Genomic DNA, 22,047 nt, shown 5'->3' on the forward strand with positions numbered 1-22,047 from the left:
ATAAAAGACATGTATAGTAGTAAAAAAAATGTAAATATCCTTACGTCGTTATTGTTATCGCACGGCATTCATACTGCTGTAGTTTGTCCTGGTTCGCGCAATTCTCCTATTGTACATAATTTATTGGAGACAAACGAAATAACCTGTTATCCTGTTACCGATGAGCGTTCTGCTGGCTTTATAGCAATAGGCATTTCTGAAGCTATTAATGCCCCTGTTGTGGTATGCGTTACTTCAGGATCGGCACTTCTCAATCTATCACCAGCCGTAGCTGAGGCTTATTATCGTAACATTCCTATCATTATTATCTCTGCCGATAGACCACAACAGTGGATAGGACAGAGTGATGGGCAAACACTTAAGCAGGCAAATGCTCTCAAACCAAATGTTCGCAAGCATATTAACATCTCTGAACCACGCACAGAAGAAGAACTATGGTATTGCAATAGATTAGTAAATGAGGCACTGAATGCTACCGTATCATACGGCGGCGGACCAGTACACATCAATGTACCGCTATCTGAACCTCTTTACGAATATAATATAACACAGCTGCCTAAAGAGCGTTATATATTTTTAGGAACAGCTGTTAGCGATACTGATAAGCTGGAATTATTAGCTAACGAACTATCTCGGGCAAGTAAGCCTTTGATTGTTATAGGGCAGTTAGATGCTGATGTTGCCGAAGCTTTGTCGGCTGATATTGCTAAAATCCATGAGCATTATGTTCTCTTGCAGGACAATCTGTCGTCAGGTGGCAATCCGTATGCACAACATCTTGATGCAGTCTTGACACGAATAGATAATGATACTACCTTTTTACCCGATTTCATTGTTTATATAGGTGGCACAATTGTTAGCAAACGACTTAAGCAATACCTACGAAAGGCACGAGGAATAACCTCTGTTCTTATTGATGAACACGGTGAGGTACGTGATGTTTTTATGAATCTTTCATGGGTGATACAAGCTTATCCAGCTTTATTTGTACACTTATTGGCAGCACATAGCAAACAGCATAAGGTAAATAATTATTATCAACAGTGGTTAACAGTGAGAAAAGCGGTGGCAGAACAAGCTGAAAGCTACCTCCCAGCCTATTCTCAGATGTTAGCAGTAAAGCTTTTTCATACATATCTTTATACATATAAAGGTAAGCATAGCCTGTTTTATGCCAATAGTTCTGCCGTGCGTTTAGGCAATATCTATTCGCAAGAATATATCCATGTCAATCGTGGGGTGAATGGTATAGAGGGGAGTTTGTCGGTCGCTGTAGGGTACTCGCTTAAGGATTCAGAGGCTGAGCAAGTATATTGTGTAATAGGCGATCTAAGTTTTTTCTATGACAATAATGCCCTTTGGAATATATGTTCTAAGCGTCTTCTAAAAGTGTTATTACTCAATAACGGTGGTGGCGGTATATTTTACCAAATGAAAGACCCTAAAAAATCACCTTATTGTGAAGAATATATAGCAGCAAGTCATCACACATCGGCTGAAGGTATCTGCCATTCCTATGGCTTACAATACCTTAGTGCGCATAATGAGGAGGAGCTGCGTGAGCAAATGCAGCGTTTTGTAACAAATACGGAAGGGGCTGTTCTGTTGGAAGTTTTTACTAATCCCAATAATGATGCACAAGTAATGAATGAATATTTTCAATGTATATTATAAAAAATACAAGACTAAAATTAAAATATAGAATAATAATTAAAATAGAAGAATATGCAAGAAAGAGAATGGAAACCCATTGAAGGGTTTAGTTTTGAGGATATACTCTTTGAGGAATTTAATCATATTGCAAAGATAACTATTAATCGTCCTCGCTATCGCAATGCCTTTACTCCCAAGACAGTATGGGAGATGTCTCAAGCTTTTAGTTATTGTCGCGAATCTCTTGATATTCGTGTAGTTATTCTTACAGGTGCTGGCGATAAGGCATTTTGCTCTGGTGGCGATATGCACGTTAAAGGTCAAGGTGGATATATTGGAACTGATGGTGTACCACGTCTAAATGTTCTTGATGTACAAATGCAAATACGTCGTTTAACTAAGCCTGTAATAGCCATGGTTAATGGTTATGCTATTGGTGGAGGACATGTTTTGCATATAATGTGCGATTTATCTATTGCTTCTGATAATGCTATTTTTGGACAGACAGGTCCTCGTGTAGGCTCTTTCGATGCTGGATTTGGAGCTTCTTATCTGGCTCGTATTGTAGGACAGAAAAAAGCGCGTGAAATATGGTTTATGTGTCGTCAATATAATGCTATAGAGGCTGAACGAATGGGATTAATTAACAAAGTGGTTGCTTTCGATCATTTAGAAGATGAATGTGTAGCATGGGCTGAACGCATGATGGAACATTCTCCACTTGCTCTTCGTATGATCAAAGCAGGATTAAACGCAGAATTAGATGGTCAGGCAGGTATACAAGAGCTTGCAGGTGATGCCACTATGTTATATTATAATATGGAAGAGGCACATGAAGGTGGGCAAGCTTTTCTTGAAAAACGTAAACCAGACTTTGATAAATATCCACAGTTTCCATAGTTTCTGAAAATGTCTTTTATATAAAAAGGCTATGTATAAAATAAATATTACTAAAAAGATTTTTCATTTTAAAGTTCCTGCCACTACTTCAAGGGGAGTATATCTTACACGTAAAAGTTGGTATGTAACTATACATGATACAGATAACCATCATATAAAGGGTATTGGTGAGTGTGCTACACTTCCAGATTTATCATGCGATGCCATGCCTGATTATGATTATGAGCATATCCTAAAACATTTCTGTAACGATATAGAACATACAGGGAAAATAAATTATACAGCACTAAGACCTTATCCCTCTATGCTGTTTGGACTTGAAACAGCAATGAAACAATTAGATAGAAAAGGAAGTTTAGACCTTTTTAATACTCCCTTTGGTAAAGGTGAGAAAGGGATAACCATTAACGGACTAATATGGATGGGGACTTTTGATGAAATGTTTCAGCGTTTAGAAGAAAAACTAAAATCAGGTTTTCATTGCATAAAATTAAAAATAGGATCTATTGATTTTACTAAAGAGTTAGAGCTTATAAAACATATTCGAGCATCTTTTACAAAAGAACAAATAGAGCTGCGTGTAGATGCTAATGGTGCTTTTTCACCTAATGAGGCTCTTTCACGTTTAGAAGCATTAGCTAAATATGACATTCATTCCATAGAGCAACCTATCAAACAAAATCAATGGCAAGAAATGGCTTTCATTTGTAAGAATAGTCCATTACCTATAGCTCTCGACGAAGAGTTGATAGGAATAAACTATATAGATAAGAAAAAAATATTATTAGATACCATAAGACCTCAATATATTATATTAAAACCTAGTCTACATGGTGGTTTGCAAGGCTCTCGAGAATGGATAAATATGGCAAAAGAACGCAACATTGGGTCATGGATAACATCTGCTTTAGAAAGTAACATAGGACTAAATGCTATTGCACAATTTACAGCAAGTATTTATGGCTCTGAACTTGTTACTCCACAAGGGTTAGGTACAGGACATCTCTTTATAGATAACATACCTTTACCTTTAGAAATAAGAGGAGATAAACTGTTTTTCTGTGGTTAATATTTTACATAAATATTTATAATAATGACCTTACACGATTTTTTATTAGAGTGGCATAATGATAAAAGTACGCTACTTGTGCATACCAGTGGCTCTACAGGTACCCCTAAAAATATGCTTGTAAAAAAACAGAATATGCTAAACTCTGCTAAAATAACTTGCGATTTTCTTAACTTAAAGAAAGACGACACAGCCCTTCTATGTCTACCTCTTGATTTTATTGCAGGTAAAATGATGGTAGTACGTAGCATAGAACGTGGATTGAAACTTATCTATGTAGAACCTAATGGACATCCTCTTTCTAACAACTCTCTTAGAGAATCAGGCTATTCTGGTGAAATAACTTTTGCGGCAATGATACCTTTACAAGTAGCCAACTCTCTCAAAGTTCCTTCTGAACGTAAACGGCTAATGGCTATAAAGAATCTTATCATAGGCGGTGGGGCTATAGATGTAAACATGGAGACTATTTTAAAATCGTTCCCTAATGCAGTATGGAGTACATACGGCATGACAGAAACTTTATCTCATATTGCCCTACGACCACTTAGTGGTGCTGCTGCAAGTGAATGGTATGAACCTTTTGATAGTGTAAAGTTATCTGTAGATTCAGACAATAGTCTAATTATTAACGCTCCTTTAGTATGCGATAACATACTTAAAACAAATGACAGAGTGGAGTTAAAACAAACAAAACAGGGTAAAACTCTTTTTCGCATTTTAGGTCGTAAGGATAATATTATCAATTCTGGTGGAATAAAAATACAAATAGAAGAAGTAGAAACCATTCTCAGACCATATTTATCGGCTCCTTTTGTAATTACAAAAAAGAAAGATAATATCTTCGGAGAAATAGTTGTTATGCTTACAGAAAACAATGATTTAGATGAAATTAGAAATATATGTAAACAATATTTACCAAAATTTTGGCAGCCTAAACATATTGCTCATTTAGCGCATATACCTCTTACAAAAAATGGCAAGATAGCTCGAGCAAAGGCAGAAACTATTGCTAAAGATATATAGGAAATGTTTAAAAGCTTATTGGTTTTGTTTTTTTTGATTTCAAATACTTTTTTACAATAAGAAAGGAAGCTCTTCCATGTTTTATTATAAAGCAAGAAGACCGAATTAGATAACAAGGATTTTACAAGACATCAATAATAAAAGACAAACTTTTATATGAAAGAGATATTATAGCTTAACCATACCTCTTTTTCTTTTATTTATTATTAGTTCTATCCTTATTAAATCACTATGCTAACTATTATTTTTTTATTCTAAAAGGGTCGATGATCTCACTCTACTTAAAGTTTCTGGCGTCATTTGAAGATAACTTGCTATATATACCAAAGGTGCACGTAATATAACCTGTGGACACAACTTGCAAAATCTTTTATATCTATCTTGCGCAGTCTCAAAGCGCACAAGATCGGCATGTATCTGAGAAGTTATTAGGCTTTCTTCCAAAATTTTTCTATAAAGTATTTGAATATTTACATTATGAAGTGCCACTTGTTCTAATCTAAATTTAGGAATAGCATATATAATAGTTGGCTCTAAAGCCTCTACTTGCAAAGAGGTAGGTTCTTCTTTAAAAAGACTCTCTATACACATAAAGATGGTATGATCTTCACCCAAGTGTTCTGTTATTTGTTTACCTTTTTTAAAATAGAACTGGCGTATCAACCCTTGTTCTATGTAATAAATGTTTTTACATACCTCACCCTCTTTAAGTATCATTTGCCCCTTTGCAAAACGCATGGGCTCAAGAATATTCTCAAGCACATTTAACTCTTCATGAGTCATTGTACTATACTTTCTTGCTAATTCTCTTGCAATGTTTCTAGTTTCGCTTATATCATCTATACGCATACAAAAACCTCCCCATAAAGTTATATTTTATTCTTAATCAAGTTTCAATACAGCAAGGAAGGCTTTTTGTGGAACTTGTACATTACCTACCTGCTTCATACGTTTCTTACCCTTTTTTTGCTTTTCTAATAATTTTCTCTTACGACTAACATCTCCTCCATAACATTTTGCTGTAACATCTTTTCGTACCTGCTTAACTGTTTCACGTGCTATAATTTTGGCACCAATAGCAGCCTGAATAGCTATATCAAACTGTTGTCGTGGGATAAGCTCCTTTAATTTTTCACAGATACGACGCCCAAAGGCTACTGCATTTGATTCATGCGTTAATGTAGAGAGAGCATCGACGGGCTCACCATTAAGTAAAATGTCAAGTTTAGCCAATTTTGAAGGACGAAAAGAATCAATATGATAATCGAAAGAAGCATAGCCTTTAGATATACTTTTTAGTTTGTCATAAAAATCAATGACTATTTCACCTAAAGGTAACATAAAAATTAATTCTAACCTATTGCCACTAACATAATTTTGGCTTATTAGCTCGCCTCGTTTATCAAGACATAATGTCATAATAGGACCAATAAAATCGGAAATAGTAATAATAGAAGCCTTTATATAAGGTTCTTCTATATGTTCTATCATGGTCTGTTCTGGCAATCCTGACGGGTTATGTACTTCTTTTTTATTACCTTGCTTATCGTATACCATGTAGCTAACATTGGGAACGGTAGTTATTACATCCATATTAAACTCTCTATCTAATCGTTCCTGTACTATTTCCATGTGCAATAATCCTAAAAAGCCACAACGAAAACCAAAACCTAAGGCTTGTGAACTCTCGGGCATAAACGTAAGTGAAGCATCATTAAGCTGAAGCTTTTCTAATGATGAACGCAAATTTTCATAATCATTAGGATCAATGGGATAAACACCTGCAAAGACCATAGGTTTAACCTCTTGAAAACCGTCTATAGCTTTCTCACAAGGATTATCTATATTGGTAATAGTATCACCGACCTTTACCTCAGTAGCATTCTTAATACCAGATATAATATAACCTACTTCGCCTGTAGATAGCTCCTTTGTTGGTTTCATATCCATTTTTAAAACGCCCACCTCATCAGCAATATATTCCATTCCAGTCTGTACAAATTTTACCTTATCTCCTTTTTTTATCACACCGTTTTCTACTTTACATAGTGTAATTATGCCTCTAAATGAATTAAATATAGAATCGAATATTAATGCTTGCAATGGAGATTTTAAATCACCTTTAGGAGCTGGCACTTTTTCTACAATTGCATCAAGGATAGCATCTACCCCCTCGCCTGTCTTACCACTTGCCAAAATAATATCTGCAGGTTCGCAACCAATAAGGTCAACAATCTCGTCTTCAACCTCTTCTGGCATAGCATTAGGCATATCTATTTTATTTATAACAGGAATAATTTCCAAGTTATGTTCTATTGCCATATAAAGATTTGATATTGTTTGTGCCTGCACACCCTGCGTTGCATCAACAACAAGCAAAGCACCTTCACAAGCAGCAATACTTCGAGATACTTCATAGGAAAAATCAACATGACCTGGAGTGTCTATAAGGTTAAGAACATACTTATTACCATTCTTTTTATATTCCATTTGTATGGCATGACTTTTAATAGTAATACCACGCTCTTTCTCCAAGTCCATATTGTCGAGCATTTGACCTTGCGTTATCTGAATAGTATTTGTATGCTCTAATAATCTATCAGCTAAAGTTGATTTACCATGATCGATATGAGCTATAATGCAAAAATTTCTGATATGTTCCATTGATACATAATTGTATATATACCTGCAAAAATAACAATAAAAAACGAAAAACTAAAAAAAGGTGTAGTTTTTTATATGAAATAATTTAATAATCGTTCTTGAAAACTATCCTACTTGTTGATAATAAACAAAATAACCTATTTTAAATTTACGTATTCCTATAATATTTTCTTATTTTATAATATATAGCAAATTGACAATATATGAATATTCTCCAAACATAATTATTTTGATAATCTTGAGAAAAAGTTCTATCCCGAGCTTTTTCTCCACACAACAAGTTAACAAAAAAGATAAATAAAAAATTGTTTTAGTTGTCCTTTGTTTCTTCTATAAGAGTTCTTTAAAGACTATATTAATATTATAACTTACATTTGCTATATAACTACATTGCATTTAGTACTTAAGCATACTAATAAAAACAAAAATATAGTTAAGTTTCTTTTATATCGCTTACGATAGTGAGAAAAATATATACCTTTGTAAAAATTACAATAATATTTCAATAACAAAAAAATAATACGAAAATGGAAACAGTTTACAATTTTAGTCTTCCTGACAAAAAAAACAAAGAAGTATGTCTTTCTGAGTATAAAGGTAAAGTACTTCTTATAATTAATACTGCTACAGGTTGTGGTTTTACTCCACAATATGAAGAATTAGAAGCTCTTTACAAAAAACTAAAAGAGAAAGGATTTGAAATATTGGATATTCCTTGTAACCAATTTGGACATCAAACTCCAGGTACTGATGAAGATGTAACAAACTTTTGTACTACAAAATTTGGCACCGATTTCCCTCAATTTAAAATATCTGATGTTAATGGTGAAAACGAGCTTCCTCTCTTCACATGGTTAAAGAAAGAAAAACCTCATGGCCTTGGCAAATATGAAGATAAATTAGCAGCTATTATGGAAGATCTTTACAACAAAGCTAATAAAGTGCCTCGCAACGAAACAGATATAAAATGGAATTTCACCAAATTTTTAGTAAATCGTGAAGGTAATGTTGTTGAACGTTTCGAGCCTACATATAGTATTTCTGAAATAGAAAACAAAATTAATTCTATAATATAAAAAATATTACTGCACGGTAAAACTTTTATTAATTTTAATCAAGTAGGAGATAAACACACTAATTATAGATGCTTGTCTCCTACTTTCATATATAATAACCTCTTATACAACACAGTACGGAACTTTCATATATAGAAATATCTATTTGAGATATCATTCAATATATTAACCATTTAAAATAACATATCCTTTCTAAAGTATATTTTCTCGGATTATAATCCTATTACGTGTTAATTTATTAGAGCTTATAAAGTCCTATGCTCTATATTTGGGATAATTCAGAAGCTATAATCTGAAGATGCACATTTTTGATAAACTTTTCCCAGCTTACTCCTTTTAAAATATACATCTAAAAAGATGAAATCTTTTTGCATAAAAAAAGAGGTTGTGTCAATTTTGACACAACCCCTTTTCATATTTTCTTATTCCTGACCTGGAATGATTAATTTATATCCCTTACCATGAATATTAATTATTTCAATATTAGGATCTGGTTTTAAATGCTTACGAAGTTTGGTAATATAAACATCCATAGACCTTGCATTAAAATAATTGTCGTCTATCCATATTGTTTTTAAAGCATAATCACGTTGTAATATCTCATTAGCATGAGCACATAGCAATGCTAAAAGTTCATTTTCTTTCGTTGTTAACTTTGTAATTTTTACAGGGTCGTTATCAAGAGTAAGTAATTGCTTCTGAGTATCAAAAACAAACCTACCAAGAGTATATAAAGTTTGCTCCTTTACTTTTTTACCTCTAACTCTACGAAGTATTGCTTCAATACGAAAAACTAGCTCCTCCATAGAGAAAGGCTTTGTAATATAATCATCTGCACCGATCTTAAAACCTTCTAATATATCCTCTTTAAGCTGCTTAGCTGTTAAAAATATAATAGGTATTTCTGCATTAACCTGACGAATTTCTGTAGCTAAAGCAAAACCATCCATCTTAGGCATCATAACATCTAACACACAAATGTCAAACTTACTCTTTAGAAAAGCCTTAAAACCAGCTTCCCCATCAGGACAAAGTTCTGCCTCATACCCTTTAGCTTGTAAATACTCACTAAGAAGAGTACCTAAATTCTCATCATCTTCACACAATAAAATTTTTAATTTCTCATCCATATCGCTTAAACTTTAAATGTTATTATTTCGTTTTACTAAAATATATTTATCTTTTATTTTCATCTTCTTGATCATGAATAACAGGTAACTTTATAACAAACTTGGTACCTTTACCATAATCACTAATTACTTTTATATCACCTTCATGCAAATCTATCATTCTCTTAACATAAGCTAAGCCTAAGCCAAACCCCTTAACATCATGTCGATTACCTGTATGTACACGATAAAACTTATCAAAAATCTTTTTTAAATTCTCTTTTTTTATACCCATACCTGTATCACGAATAGAAAGATATAAATGCTCATTAGTATTCCATGTTTTCATATATATATTTAATGGCTCTCCTGATTTAGCATACTTAACAGCATTATCCATTAAATTAAAAATTACATTTTGAAAATGTGTTTCGTCAACATACATTGTTGAGTCAACAGCTTCTACGTCTGTATATACTTTACCTCCAGTATGCTCTACACGTAATGAAAAAGAATTAGCTATATTTTCTACCATTTCATTCATATCAGTATAAGTCTTCTTAAGCACAGCTCGCTTACTATCATATAAGCTCATTTGTAAAACTTTTTCTACAAGAAAACGAAGCCGCTTTGACTCATCAGCTACTACACTACTAAGATGATCAAGCATTTTTGGCGTTTTGTTAAGAGATTTATCTGTTAACATCTGTGCTGCTAATGAAATACTTGCAATAGGAGTTTTAAGCTCATGGGTCATATTATTAATAAAATCATTCTTTATTTCACTATATTTCTTTTGACGAAATATAATAACTATAGTATAAATAAATGTAACCAATAAAACAAATATAAAAATAATAGAAGGTATCATAAACTGTACACTTGAGAAAATATAACTATTCATATCAGGAAAGTGTATCTTTATAATTCCCATCCTATTGACTGGATCATTTCGAAACAAAATTTGTGAATACGAGTTTTGCTCACCTTCTGATACATAATCCGGACAACGATATACCTCTCTTCCATCTTGGGTACTTACAGAAAAATGATAAGGAATATCTATTCCATTATTCATTAACTCCGCTTTTAAATCTTGATCTAATAATTTAAAATTTACTCTTTCTTTTAATGGCTTGTCTGAAGCAGAATACAATATATTATAAATAACCTCATCAAGCATAGCTTTTTTATATACATACCTATTTCTTACAATACCCTGTATATCACGTTTAGTTGCTGAAATAGAATTGCTGTCATTTCGTAAGATTAAAGCTTTTGGCGTAAGCGTTGGTTTTGTTCTCAATAGTTTGCTCTCGAAAGAAGAATATGGCTCTCCCTGAATATCAGAAGGCGGAACCTGATGAGTCTTTGGAGAAACAACTGATACCATTTTATTTTCATTACTATCTTTTTTCTCATGCTTATTTATATCACTTTCAAGATAACGCAAAGTTTCATTAAGTTCCATATTACGAGATGCCTGATATAAAGCACGACTTACCGATTCAGCAAATTGTTCTTTCTTCATGCTAACCATTTCTTCTATATAGTTAAACTGAATAAAAAGCAAACCAAGAAATGATAATCCCATAATGATTGCAACTGCCCAAATTGTTTTCTTACTCATAATACTATCTTTTCTCATCTTTATTACAACATATAATAAGAATAATACTTAAATATGTTAATAATGCAAATATAAACAAACCTAAGATAAATTAATAATCAAAAGTTAATAAAGTTGCTTGTTTTTTTATATTTTAACCAAATATAGTTATTTTGATTTATAAAAATCATATATAAGTCAATGTAGATACTTAAAACAAACAACTTATTAGATCTTCTTTTACAAGATTTTACTATATATATAAGTTTTCTGAAAACTAAAAATAATATATTAAACTCATAAAATTGATCTAAATAGTCATTCCTTATAAACCTAATATTCCTCAGATTTACAATATATTATACTCAAATTATTTGCTTATATTTTCATTTTTTTTTGACCTTTACATTATAAATCTTGCAGATATTTATGCTTAAACGTAAAGCTAAAATAGCTCTCTATGTTCTCTTCTTTAGAGGACATACTCAGTCTTCACCCCCCTTTCCAACTTAGTAATAAGATTGTTGGGAGCGTTTTGAAAATGCTTTTTCTCCATTGTATTGCAGCACTAACTGTCGCCCCGCTCCCCTATTCGCTTGATGTGTGTGGACTTTTAATCTTAAAACATTTGCGTGATGTATCAGATGAAATAGTGATTTCTCAATGGGGTGAGAATGCTTACTACCAATATTTTTGTATTGGACTTTAATTTATACCAAAATAACCCTGTAACGCTATGTTTTCTATTCATCTTCATAACGTTGTATAAGTTTCGGTGGGAATTTCTTGTTAAATTTAATAACCTCTTTAGTTAGTCCATACCAACCTTCAAAATTGAATAGTAGAATGCCTGTAGTACGCAATTGCTGGTCTTTATTAAGAATATCTTTTACATAAGGGTCTACATATCCTGTAACAACATTCGGAGTACCTATGCCGTTTGGACCCGTGTACGAGCAGAATGTAATAAACCATTCGGGAGCCATTCCTCCATACGCTTCACTAGCTTTAATCAAATTCTGGCGAACGAGGTTTACCTTATCACCTGCACGGCATTTATATGTATCCTCCACATGCAGCGTGGTAGTGGAATAATTAGTAGAAGCAAGCGTAGTAGAAAACTGTCTGTTATCAGGCCAACTTGTTATCCAGCCAGAGTTTGTAGAATACCAACCCTCACGGCTCACTATAAGCATCTTACCACGAATATCGCCCATAGTTAGATCCGGACTAAAAGCTCCTGCTATATATTGCTTAATATAAGGATCTGCATTTAAGATATTGCCTACTGCTGTACGATACCTATTACCACCATCATCATATTTTTTACAGTCACGCTTTATAGTCATGATAACCGTTTCAGAAGGGTGATCTCGTAAAAAATCGGCAGTAGCACGCAATACATCTTTATGAAACGTGCGGTCGAACACTACACTGGAGTGGCACAGCTTCAGCACATCACCATCAAGCACCAAGCGTATATCGAAGAAGCGTATGCCATTTTCAAGCTGCCCTTTGATATCTTTGTCTTGTGTCTTTACCCACCAAATACCTGAAGACCATGCTCCGGTATCGTGTGTTCCGGGTATGGACATCTTGCATATTAGCCGGTCGTCCTCCATATCCTGCATCCAATTATTTTGTTTGGTAGGCACTATAGAACGTAGCTTGGGCTTAAAAGTATAACTTTTACCAGCCTCTTGTCCTTGAGAATTGCTCATTCCATCTAAAGGTGTATGATATAACCACCATTCTGACCGTTTAGCAATAGCCTCTGTTTGAGGCACTATATAAAGGTCGTTAGAAAAACTTACATTCTTACCTACTGGCATTACCCAAAAGCCATATACTTTAGACATTTCTTTAGGCTTTAGAGTAATTGGCTTATCGAGCTTACATATTAAATCCTCTCCATTTTTTAGCAGAACAGGAACTACTATAGGCGAATCCTTTTGTTCGTCTACTTGCCATTTTGCTTCCCATACAAAGGGGGCAGCCTGCATCGAATTGTCTGTTGGCTTCATACGAAGTGCAGCTATATTAATATCTTTCTCCGTAGTATTAGCTATCTTCATACGAATAAAAGATCCTTGTGGGAGAAAATTTACTCGTGGGGTGCTCATATTTACGCCATCTTCCGTAGAAAGTGGTAACCACTTAGATAGATAAGGCATATCCCATCGTTGCTCTTTCCTAATAGTTATAGGTCGTGCAAAGTGTTCTCCGCTAAATATTACACAACGACTCTTCTCGTCATACTTACCTTGTCCAAGCAGGAAACAAGCCTCCCACTTACCTATTTTCTCATTATTAGGACATTTTATATCTGCGGTAAAATTATCACATCTTACCCCATTTTCACATCCTTTCCACACCACCTTTATACATCTTAATGGTATTTTAGGATTTTCATTTCTTATTAAGCAAAGCCCTTCTTCTACATCATCTGCTTTGAGGCGTAACAAAGGTAATGCTTGCTTATTATTAAAGTCGTACGCAAAAGCCCTCGTACTTTCCTTATTATCATTTTTAACTATAGCACCATCTACCTTAACATTAAGATATACTATATGAACCCCTTGCTGCTGTTCAGATTCAACATTATCTATATTATGGCTACAACTACAAAGCAACATATATATAGCAATAATAACCATACTCCAAAACATAAATAACACGCTATTTGTAATCACATCTTTAGCTATGCTATGAGCTGATTTATGTTTATTATTTTCAATTATGGACATTTTGTGTTTTCTCGGAATCATCATATCTTATCAATTTTTTAATGTAAATTATTTTGAAGAACACAAAGTTAGTAATTTATTTGCAAATATCAAAGAACATAATACCTTTATTAAGCATCTATCCCATATATATTAACTTTTATATACCTTATATATAAGGTATTTATATTTTAAAAACTTCAAAGACGTTTTCACCTTTATTGTCTAATTATTCTCATTGATTGATTTTAAATATTTTTCAAAAAAAGCTTATTCACTATTTACCTTAACCTTTTTTTATGTAACTTTGCTTTAAATTAAAATTAATTACACTATATGAAAAAGCAATATTTAGCATTAGCATTTACAGCTATAAGCATATCTGTATATGCGCAAAATAAAGAAAATAGCAATGCTTCTGATTTCCATTTTACTACTATAAAAGCTAACGCTATTACTCCTGTAAAAAATCAATATAAAAGTGGTACCTGCTGGTGTTATGCTACATTAGGATTTTTTGAAAGTGAGATACTTAAATCTACAGGTAAAACTTATGACCTTAGTGAAATGTTTGTAGCTAATAAAAATTATCTTGACGAAGCTATATTTCACACCCGTATGCATGGGTATAGTAGATTTTCAGAAGGAGGCAGTGCTGACGATGCTTTGGAAATGATTAAAACTTATGGGATAGTGCCTGAAAATGTCATGCCAAAACCTGGATCTTTGGTTGGAGATAGCCTTGCTAATTTTACCGAATTTTTTCCAGGACTTGAGAAGTATATGACTACTATAGCACAAGGAAATCATGAAGAGTTAAGCCCAGCATGGCAGAACAGCGTGCAAGGTATTATAGATTCTTATATTGGTAAATGTCCTCAAACGTTCACTTATAAAGGTAAACAATATACACCAAAAACATTTGCTTCATCATTAGGAATAGACTGGAACAATTATATTAGTATAACAAGTTTTACTCATCATCCATTCTATAGCTCTTTTGTAATAGAAGCGCCATATAAATGGAGAATGAAACAAAGCTATAATATCCCATTAAATGATATGATGAAGATTATTGACGATGCTATTGATGCTGGCTATACAATAGCTTGGGGAGGTGATGTTAGTGAAGATGGCTTTACACGCAATGGGCTTGCATTAGATGTAGATAACGACAAGATATCATCTATAATAGGTTCTGATGCTGCAAGATGGTTACAATTATCAAAGACAGAGCGAGGCAATAAGATAGCAAAGATAGGTATTAACACACCAGAAGTGTCTGTTACACAAGAACGCCGCCAAAAACGCTTTGACAACTGGCGCATGACCTACGATCATGTTATGGTTATTTATGGCAAGGCTAAAGATCAAAAAGGTAAAGATTTTTATATGGTGAAAAATTCATGGGGTACTAATAACAAATATAATGGTACTTGGTATATGTCTCGCAACTTTATTGCAGACAACACCATATATATATTCCTTAATAAGAATGCTATAAGTAAAAAGATGATGAAACAAATAAAACTTTAGTTTAACCTTATAACATAAAACTACTTATAAAAGAAAGATCCCTACCAATTGGAAAAAACACCAATTTGATAGGGAATCTTACATTAATTATTTTATAACAATTACTTTCTTATTCTGATAAAGGAACTGCAAAATAGCCCTTCTTACCTGTTGGATAAATACCTTGAATATAAAGCACAGGATATTTACTTGTGGAAGCCTTCTTTACAATACTTTGCAAGTCGTCTATAGTCTTAACAGGAGTATCATTTACATTTTGTATAATATAATCACGAGGAATACCTGCCTTTTTCAATGCACCATTATTTACCTTTATTACTTCTAAGCCATAATTAATGCCTAACTGCTGTTTCATTGATTTGCTAACTGGACGGAACTGTCCACCTAAAACATCTATATCTGCCTGCTCTAAAAGTTTTGTTGTACCTTGAGCATTTTTCAAAGTTATCAGCTTTTTAATAACCTTCTTATTACGCATATAAGTAATATAAACCTTATCACCAGGACGTTTTGCATTAATAGCTTGCTGAAGCTCTGACATTTTAGTAACTTTCGTTCCATCAAACTGAGTAATAACATCACCCTTCTGCAGCCCTGCCGCTGCACCATTACCATCATCATTTGTGATTTTATCTACATAAACGCCCTCATTTGTACCAAGGTCTACTGTTTTTCCATCATCTTTTTGAGCATTTATATAATCAAGCACATCACCTCCTTGAATACCAAGCATTACACGTTGTACACTGCCATATTTCTTTATATCATCTACTACCTTTATCATTATAGACGTAGGAATAGCAAAACCATAACCACTATACGATCCTGTCCTAGAATAAAGCATTGCATTAATACCTACAAGCTCACCTTTTGTGTTAACAAGGGCACCACCAGAATTGCCAGGATTAATAGCAGCATCTGTTTGTATAAAGCTTTCTATACCTCCTTGAGTAGCTCCTAAACCACGAGCCTTAGCACTTACTATACCTGCTGTTACCGTAGAACTTAAATTATAAGGATTACCTACTGCTATTACCCATTCACCTACTTTCAACTTTTCTGAATCACCTATAGGCAATACAGGCAAGTTTTTTGCATTAACCTTAAGCAAAGCCAAGTCTGTTTGCTTATCAGTACCTACTATTTTTGCACTAAACTCACGGTTGTCATTCAACGTAACAGTTAGCTCATCTGCACCTTCTACTACATGATTATTTGTTACTATATATCCATCTGAAGATATAATAACACCACTTCCTGTAGCTTCTTTCTTAGGAGTTTGTATCTGCTGACGACGCCTATTACCGTCCCCCTGACGCTGATCGAAGAAACCAAAAGGATCAAAAAAACCTCCAAATGGATCCTCATCAACTTCTACTGTCTTCGTCTTTGAATTCTGAACATATTTAATATGCACAACTGCAGGTAACGCTTTTTCAGACGCATAAGTTAAATCTACTGGCTGACCATAGGCTGCAACAGTAGTTGGAGCTGCGCAGACTTTAATAAAAGCCCCTGTTGATAAAGCAAGAGCAGAAAAGCAAGATGCTCCTACTAATAATTTTGAAAGATTTTTCATCTATAATTTAATTTATTTATTTGATTTTTCTCTTTTTATTTCTTATTCTTTAATCATCTTCTATTAATGATTATGCAAATATAAAGGCAAAAAACGTAATAAATACATAACACAACTAATCTTTATTCGATTTTAACACTTACAATTTAACAATTAACGGCAATTAAAAAGCACCACATATAATTTTAAATTCATTTATAATTACTCTTCTGTTAAGCTGAATATAAATCCTTACTGTTTTATCTTACACATTAAAAACAACAATAATACAGCAGCTAATTAGAATCCCTTTTTTCTCGAAATATTTATATAAAAACAATGTAATATGAAAAAACTCACTACCCTTTCTCAGAGTAGTGAGTTTCACTTTATAATAATCAGATTATTATTAATTTTAAGTCAGGTTAAATAAACTTTTTATCCATATGTGCTACATCATGATTTTCCTGATGTTCCCAATCTTTTAATATATCACGCACATTCTTCTCTTCTTCTACCTGCTCATCAACATACTTAGCTATAAAATTTTGAGAAGCACGATCATTCTCTTTTTCAGCTACTTCTGCTAAGTTATAAATCAATTCGGTTACATGCTGCTCATGCTGATAAACATTTTCAAAAACAGATTTTTCATCTTTCCATGAAGTAGTAACAGCATCAATTGCACCTAACACTACTTCGCCTCCACGATCAAAAACATAATTAGCCATATCTGTAGCATGTTCTCTTTCTTCTTCAGAATGCTTAAACATATAATTTGCAAAGCCTTTCCAGCCTTCCTTTTGAAACCAAAAAGCCATTTGCAAATAAAGATTAGAAGACCACAACTCAGATATAATCTGCTGGCTAAATGCCTCTTGCATAGTTTTACTTATATTCATAACTATCTATTTTTTATTATTATAATGATTTGTATTATCCTACTACAAAGGTAAAAAATATTTTATATTAAACAAGTTATTCTACACAACAATATTATTCAAATCATAGAATAATAACAATCTTTATATTTTACTATTATGTTTTTACATAAAAACATAATCTACTATAAAATAAAAGAGCATTCTCTCAAAACGAATGCCCTTTTATTTCATCTATAATTCTATTGTTATCATGCCTCAATTCTAATTGAGATTTAAGCTCTTTTTTATAGCTTCTATCTTTTCTTTTGCATGACTGACACAATTATTATAATCATTAGGAGAAGTCATGTTTTCTTTTATTTCAAGATAGAACTTAATCTTAGGCTCTGTACCTGAAGGACGAACACTAACCTTATTACCATCTTCGCAAAACCATTGCAGCACATTACTTGTTTCTGGCATATCAATTTTTTCCTTTGTACCATCGGCTTTTATAGCTTCCAAAGTTTGATAATCCTTCCATATTGCTATCTTACTACCTCCAAGTTCCTTAGGTGCCTTGGTACGGAAATTCTGCATCATTTGCTGAATTTCATCTGCACCTGTCTTTCCTGGACGTTCTACATTAATGGTATATTCATAACTAAAACCATACTCCATATAAATATCCATTACTATATCATATAAAGTCTTGCCATGATCTTTAGCATAGGCGCATATTTCAGCCAAAAGACAACATGCACTAACTGCATCTTTATCACGGCAAAAGCTCTCAGCCATAAAGCCATAGCTTTCTTCTCCACCACCTATATAATCTTGCTTACCTTCTGAAAGCGCAACTTCACGTGCAATCCATTTAAAACCTGTATAGCAATCACGCATTTCTACATGTTGCTTCTCTGCTATTTTACGGATAACTTCAGTAGTAACAATAGTTTTAACAATAAAATCGGTAGGCTTTAATAACCCCATAGCTTTACGGTTAGTTAGAATATACCACAAGAAAATCAAACAAGTCTGATTACCATTAATCAATACCCACTCGCCATTACTATTTTTACAAGCCATACCTACACGATCAGCATCAGGATCTGAAGCCATAAGAATATCTGCATCTATCTTCTTAGCATCACGTAAACCTAACGTAAGAGCCTCTGCTATCTCTGGATTAGGACGGTCTACTGTAGGAAAATTCCCGTCTTTTACCATCTGTTCCTCTACACAATGTATATTATCAAATCCCCAAGAACGTAAGGCACGCGGAATCATCACACGTCCTGCACCATGTAAAGGAGTATATACTATTTTTAAGTCATGCTGATTCTTTATAACTGAAGGATCAATGCTTACTGTTTTTACTGCATCTAAGAAAAGCTTATCTATATCTTCTCCTATTATTTGAATAAGCTCTTTTTTACCTTCAAACTTTACATCTTCTACTCTTACTTTATTAACCTCTTCTATAATACCCTTATCATGTGGTGCTAATACTTGTGCCCCATCTTCCCAATAAGCCTTATATCCATTATATTCGCGAGGGTTATGACTGGCTGTGATATTAACACCTGCTTGTGCTCTAAGATTGCGAATAGCAAACGAACATTCTGGGGTTGGACGTAAATCTTCAAATAAAAACACTTTTATACCATTTGCTGAAAAGATGTTAGCTACCGTTTCTGCAAAAAGACGTGAGTTATTACGACAATCATGACATACTACAACACTTATCTGTTCTCTTTCTTTGAAATTTCTTTTCAAATAATTAGCAAAACCCTGTGTAGCCATTCCCACTGTATAAATGTTCATGCGGTTAGAACCTGCTCCCATTATACCACGTAAGCCACCTGTACCAAACTCTAAATCTTTATAGAAGCTGTCTATTAAACAACTCTTGTCTTTAGCCTCTATCATTTTTTTTACTGCCAAACGTGTCTCTTCATCAAAAGATGGCGACATCCATGACTTAGCTTTATCCTCACATTGCTCAATAAGTTTTAAATCTTTTGCCATATTGTTACTCTTTTATAATTATTTATCATTCTACTTGCAAATATACAAATAAATAACCAAATACAAATAAGCATACATATTTTCCTTTATCAAAAAATACTATTGAATTTCATTTATAAGTCTATCTGATATGACAGATATTTTATTACCTTTGCAATTATTTTTTATCAATATAAAAGACTTATTATAATATGAACTTTGAAGGCGTTTTCCTTGCAATTTGTACTTTTATTATTATCGGCTTATTGCATCCTATAGTAATTAAAACTGAATATTATTTTGGCACTAAACCATGGTGGTTATGGTTAATTGGAGGATTAGGGTGTTGTGTAGCTGCCTTATTTGTATCTTCTATATTTTGGTCTGCCTTACTTGGAGTAACAGGTGCATCATTGCTTTGGGGTATTGGCGAGCTATTTGAACAAAAAGAACGTGTAAAAAAAGGATGGTTCCCTATGAATCCTAAACGCATTAAAGAATATAATGAAAAGAATAATAAAGATGTGAAACGATGAAAACTATTTTGATAGTTGTAGGTAAGACTGTTAACAAAATATTCCAAACAGGAATAGATGATTACACTAATAGGATAGGGCATTATATGCCTTTTTCTATTATAACTATTCCTGAATTAAAAAATACTAAAAACCTAACTATAGATCTACAAAAGAAAAAAGAAGGAGAACTTATCTTAAAAGAAATACAACCAACAGATACTATTATTTTACTTGATGAAAAAGGTAAAGAATTTCGTTCAACAGAATATGCTAAATGGCTTAAACAAAAGCAATCTATTTCCAGACGTTTAATATTTATAATCGGTGGTTCATACGGCTTCTCTAAAGAGATTTACGAACGTGCTAATGAAAAGATTTCTCTTTCTAAAATGACATTTTCACACCAGATGGTACGCCTTATATTTGTCGAACAACTTTACAGAGCTTGTACTATTCTTAAAGGTGAGCCATATCACCATGAATAGACATATATAAGAACACTATAATACAAAAAATATAAACATATGTTGTCTCAGTAACTATTTTTTAGTACTTAAATACTAACCAAACATATTCTGCAAAATAACAAAATATATAACCACTATATCTTAGTTATTTCTGTTCTCTTTTATAATAAAATGCTATATATTGTATTATATAATATCATTGCTAATGTATAAATAGTAATATTTTATAAAATTGTGGGAAGGACATAAAAAAATACATAAAACTTTTCTGAGTTAAAGATAAATTATTATTCTTCTTAACTTTCTTCCAATATTTATTATGAACCTGCTTAATAATAATTTCTACAAGATTTTCAAATTTTGTACCTTTAGCATAATATCTTACACTAAACATGCATCGATAAAGTTTCCATAATGCCCACGCCTCATATTTTATATGTCCTTCAACTCTTTTTACTGCATTTGCATAAGTATTAATAGAATAAATAAACCTACTCTTTATTAATTTATTATCAATAATATCTTTGTGAGTAATAGAGTTTGGATTTTGATAATAATAATATATCATTCACACATATTGCTCTTTTGCTTTTCAAAAATACTTTAAGATTATACTCAAAATCTTCTGACACAACGTCTTCAAATAAAACATCACATATATTTTCTCTCTTATATAGTTTATTCCATACTGCCAAATATTTCATTTCAATGCCAGAAGGGGCAAATAGCCCATATATTAAGCTTTCCTGCTCAAATATCTCTCCCCCCCCCCACTAAGGCAGGTATAGGCTCTGTATGGGCCTGTATCAGCTTATAATTGCACATAGAGAAGTCATAATCTCCATTATGTAAAGCTTCAAACAATTTTTCTAACATTTGTGGGTGTAGCATATCATCACTATCTACAAAACAAATATAATCTCCATTTGCTTCTTTAACTCCTATATTACGCGCCTTTGCAATACCTTCATTAATCTTGTGAATGACCCGAAACCTTTTATCTAACTGACAAAATTTATCACATATTAAACCAGATTTATCCATAGAACCATCATCTACCAATATAACTTCTATATCAGTATATGTTTGTTTCTGAATACTTGATAGACAATAAGTTAAAACTTTCTCTACATTATATATAGGAACTACTACTGTTATCATTGCTTTTATATATCATTAATAATATTAGGCGTATAGCTCATTTTGCAGGATGATTTTGAGAAGTATGTATCCTATAGCTCAAATTGCAGGATGATTTTTTCC

At 32.8% G+C, this 22,047-nt stretch carries 17 protein-coding genes and 1 pseudogene; 9 read left to right on the forward strand and 9 right to left on the reverse strand.

The genetic code is table 11. From position 1 onward, the window contains the following. Positions 1-9 precede the first annotated feature (9 nt). Genes menD through AC1DCD_RS05840 form a run of 4 tightly spaced genes read left to right on the forward strand, consistent with a single transcriptional unit; the run spans position 10 to position 4,648 of the window. The gene (gene menD, locus AC1DCD_RS05825) at positions 10-1,674 is read left to right on the forward strand and encodes a 2-succinyl-5-enolpyruvyl-6-hydroxy-3-cyclohexene-1-carboxylic-acid synthase (RefSeq protein WP_008448857.1); all 1,665 of its coding nucleotides are present in this window, start codon (positions 10-12) and stop codon (positions 1,672-1,674) included. A 51-nt stretch (positions 1,675-1,725) separates the two neighbouring features. Beyond that, positions 1,726-2,553, forward strand: a complete 828-nt coding sequence (gene menB, locus AC1DCD_RS05830) for a 1,4-dihydroxy-2-naphthoyl-CoA synthase (RefSeq protein WP_008448685.1) — start codon at positions 1,726-1,728, stop codon at positions 2,551-2,553. A 31-nt stretch (positions 2,554-2,584) separates the two neighbouring features. Continuing rightward, a complete protein-coding gene (locus tag AC1DCD_RS05835; protein ID WP_036853916.1) occupies positions 2,585-3,622 on the forward strand; it encodes an o-succinylbenzoate synthase in 1,038 nt (345 codons plus the stop codon). Between the two features lie 24 nt (positions 3,623-3,646). Continuing rightward, positions 3,647-4,648: an AMP-binding protein gene (locus tag AC1DCD_RS05840; protein WP_036853915.1), complete on the forward strand. Its 1,002-nt coding sequence runs from the start codon at positions 3,647-3,649 to the stop codon at positions 4,646-4,648. Positions 4,649-4,897: 249 nt separating this feature from the next. Here the strand turns inward: AC1DCD_RS05840 and AC1DCD_RS05845 are convergent, their stop codons facing one another. Further along, positions 4,898-5,497: a Crp/Fnr family transcriptional regulator gene (locus AC1DCD_RS05845; protein ID WP_019035543.1), complete on the reverse strand. Its 600-nt coding sequence runs from the start codon at positions 5,495-5,497 to the stop codon at positions 4,898-4,900. A 33-nt stretch (positions 5,498-5,530) separates the two neighbouring features. Beyond that, positions 5,531-7,312 carry a translation elongation factor 4 gene (gene lepA / locus AC1DCD_RS05850; protein WP_036853912.1) on the reverse strand — a complete coding sequence of 594 codons (1,782 nt, stop codon included), beginning with the start codon at positions 7,310-7,312 and terminating at the stop codon, positions 5,531-5,533. A gap of 527 nt (positions 7,313-7,839) precedes the next feature. Here lepA and AC1DCD_RS05855 point away from each other — a divergent pair. Further along, positions 7,840-8,388 (forward strand): glutathione peroxidase, encoded by a 549-nt coding sequence (locus tag AC1DCD_RS05855; RefSeq protein WP_008448675.1) that lies wholly within the window; start codon positions 7,840-7,842, stop codon positions 8,386-8,388. A gap of 422 nt (positions 8,389-8,810) precedes the next feature. On the opposite strand, the gene rprY is transcribed toward AC1DCD_RS05855, so the two are convergent. Both rprY and AC1DCD_RS05865 read right to left on the reverse strand, forming a co-directional pair. Next, positions 8,811-9,518, reverse strand: a complete 708-nt coding sequence (gene rprY / locus AC1DCD_RS05860) for a response regulator transcription factor RprY (RefSeq protein WP_008448673.1) — start codon at positions 9,516-9,518, stop codon at positions 8,811-8,813. A 46-nt stretch (positions 9,519-9,564) separates the two neighbouring features. After that, entirely contained in the window at positions 9,565-11,127 is a 1,563-nt protein-coding gene (locus AC1DCD_RS05865) for a sensor histidine kinase (RefSeq protein ID WP_036854008.1), read from the reverse strand. Positions 11,128-11,535: 408 nt separating this feature from the next. Between AC1DCD_RS05865 and AC1DCD_RS05870 the strand changes: the two are divergent. After that, positions 11,536-11,803: pseudogene (locus tag AC1DCD_RS05870) on the forward strand (transposase); the annotation flags it as partial. A gap of 46 nt (positions 11,804-11,849) precedes the next feature. Here AC1DCD_RS05870 and AC1DCD_RS05875 read toward each other — a convergent pair. Then, complete coding sequence (locus AC1DCD_RS05875) at positions 11,850-13,853, reverse strand: phosphatidylinositol-specific phospholipase C (protein ID WP_464640812.1); 2,004 nt, start codon at positions 13,851-13,853, stop codon at positions 11,850-11,852. Positions 13,854-14,168: 315 nt separating this feature from the next. On the opposite strand from AC1DCD_RS05875, the gene AC1DCD_RS05880 reads away from it, so the two are divergent. Further along, positions 14,169-15,368, forward strand: coding sequence for a C1 family peptidase (locus AC1DCD_RS05880; protein ID WP_008449816.1), 1,200 nt, complete (start codon positions 14,169-14,171; stop codon positions 15,366-15,368). 109 nt (positions 15,369-15,477) lie between these two features. Here the strand turns inward: AC1DCD_RS05880 and AC1DCD_RS05885 are convergent, their stop codons facing one another. The 3 genes from AC1DCD_RS05885 to AC1DCD_RS05895 form a co-directional block, all read right to left on the reverse strand. After that, a complete protein-coding gene (locus tag AC1DCD_RS05885; protein WP_008449818.1) occupies positions 15,478-16,947 on the reverse strand; it encodes a trypsin-like peptidase domain-containing protein in 1,470 nt (489 codons plus the stop codon). A gap of 404 nt (positions 16,948-17,351) precedes the next feature. Then, complete coding sequence (locus tag AC1DCD_RS05890; protein ID WP_008449814.1) at positions 17,352-17,828, reverse strand: ferritin; 477 nt, start codon at positions 17,826-17,828, stop codon at positions 17,352-17,354. Between the two features lie 243 nt (positions 17,829-18,071). Continuing rightward, positions 18,072-19,820, reverse strand: a complete 1,749-nt coding sequence (locus AC1DCD_RS05895) for a phospho-sugar mutase (protein ID WP_008449827.1) — start codon at positions 19,818-19,820, stop codon at positions 18,072-18,074. 191 nt (positions 19,821-20,011) lie between these two features. On the opposite strand from AC1DCD_RS05895, the gene AC1DCD_RS05900 reads away from it, so the two are divergent. Both AC1DCD_RS05900 and rlmH read left to right on the forward strand, forming a co-directional pair. After that, the gene (locus AC1DCD_RS05900; protein ID WP_008449820.1) at positions 20,012-20,335 is read left to right on the forward strand and encodes a DUF4491 family protein; all 324 of its coding nucleotides are present in this window, start codon (positions 20,012-20,014) and stop codon (positions 20,333-20,335) included. Next, entirely contained in the window at positions 20,332-20,802 is a 471-nt protein-coding gene (gene rlmH, locus AC1DCD_RS05905; RefSeq protein WP_008449823.1) for a 23S rRNA (pseudouridine(1915)-N(3))-methyltransferase RlmH, read from the forward strand. Before AC1DCD_RS05900 ends, rlmH begins: the two co-directional genes overlap by 4 nt. A 732-nt stretch (positions 20,803-21,534) precedes the next feature. On the opposite strand, the gene AC1DCD_RS05910 is transcribed toward rlmH, so the two are convergent. Beyond that, positions 21,535-21,945, reverse strand: a complete 411-nt coding sequence (locus AC1DCD_RS05910; protein ID WP_464640816.1) for a glycosyltransferase family 2 protein — start codon at positions 21,943-21,945, stop codon at positions 21,535-21,537. Positions 21,946-22,047 lie beyond the last annotated feature (102 nt).

This window comes from Prevotella sp. C0209C1, from assembly GCF_056583855.1.

Excerpts from the sequence above, each read along its gene's own strand:
- menD (WP_008448857.1), top strand. The coding sequence starts at position 10 with ATGTATAGTAGTAAAAAAAATGTAAATATCCTTACGTCGTTATTGTTA.
- menB (WP_008448685.1), top strand. The coding sequence starts at position 1,726 with ATGCAAGAAAGAGAATGGAAACCCATTGAAGGGTTTAGTTTTGAGGAT.
- AC1DCD_RS05835 (WP_036853916.1), top strand. The coding sequence starts at position 2,585 with ATGTATAAAATAAATATTACTAAAAAGATTTTTCATTTTAAAGTTCCT.
- AC1DCD_RS05840 (WP_036853915.1), top strand. The coding sequence starts at position 3,647 with ATGACCTTACACGATTTTTTATTAGAGTGGCATAATGATAAAAGTACG.
- AC1DCD_RS05845 (WP_019035543.1), bottom strand. The coding sequence starts at position 5,497 with ATGCGTATAGATGATATAAGCGAAACTAGAAACATTGCAAGAGAATTA.
- lepA (WP_036853912.1), bottom strand. The coding sequence starts at position 7,312 with ATGGAACATATCAGAAATTTTTGCATTATAGCTCATATCGATCATGGT.
- AC1DCD_RS05855 (WP_008448675.1), top strand. The coding sequence starts at position 7,840 with ATGGAAACAGTTTACAATTTTAGTCTTCCTGACAAAAAAAACAAAGAA.
- rprY (WP_008448673.1), bottom strand. The coding sequence starts at position 9,518 with ATGGATGAGAAATTAAAAATTTTATTGTGTGAAGATGATGAGAATTTA.
- AC1DCD_RS05865 (WP_036854008.1), bottom strand. The coding sequence starts at position 11,127 with ATGAGTAAGAAAACAATTTGGGCAGTTGCAATCATTATGGGATTATCA.
- AC1DCD_RS05875 (WP_464640812.1), bottom strand. The coding sequence starts at position 13,853 with ATGTCCATAATTGAAAATAATAAACATAAATCAGCTCATAGCATAGCT.
- AC1DCD_RS05880 (WP_008449816.1), top strand. The coding sequence starts at position 14,169 with ATGAAAAAGCAATATTTAGCATTAGCATTTACAGCTATAAGCATATCT.
- AC1DCD_RS05885 (WP_008449818.1), bottom strand. The coding sequence starts at position 16,947 with ATGAAAAATCTTTCAAAATTATTAGTAGGAGCATCTTGCTTTTCTGCT.
- AC1DCD_RS05890 (WP_008449814.1), bottom strand. The coding sequence starts at position 17,828 with ATGAATATAAGTAAAACTATGCAAGAGGCATTTAGCCAGCAGATTATA.
- AC1DCD_RS05895 (WP_008449827.1), bottom strand. The coding sequence starts at position 19,820 with ATGGCAAAAGATTTAAAACTTATTGAGCAATGTGAGGATAAAGCTAAG.
- AC1DCD_RS05900 (WP_008449820.1), top strand. The coding sequence starts at position 20,012 with ATGAACTTTGAAGGCGTTTTCCTTGCAATTTGTACTTTTATTATTATC.
- rlmH (WP_008449823.1), top strand. The coding sequence starts at position 20,332 with ATGAAAACTATTTTGATAGTTGTAGGTAAGACTGTTAACAAAATATTC.
- AC1DCD_RS05910 (WP_464640816.1), bottom strand. The coding sequence starts at position 21,945 with ATGATAACAGTAGTAGTTCCTATATATAATGTAGAGAAAGTTTTAACT.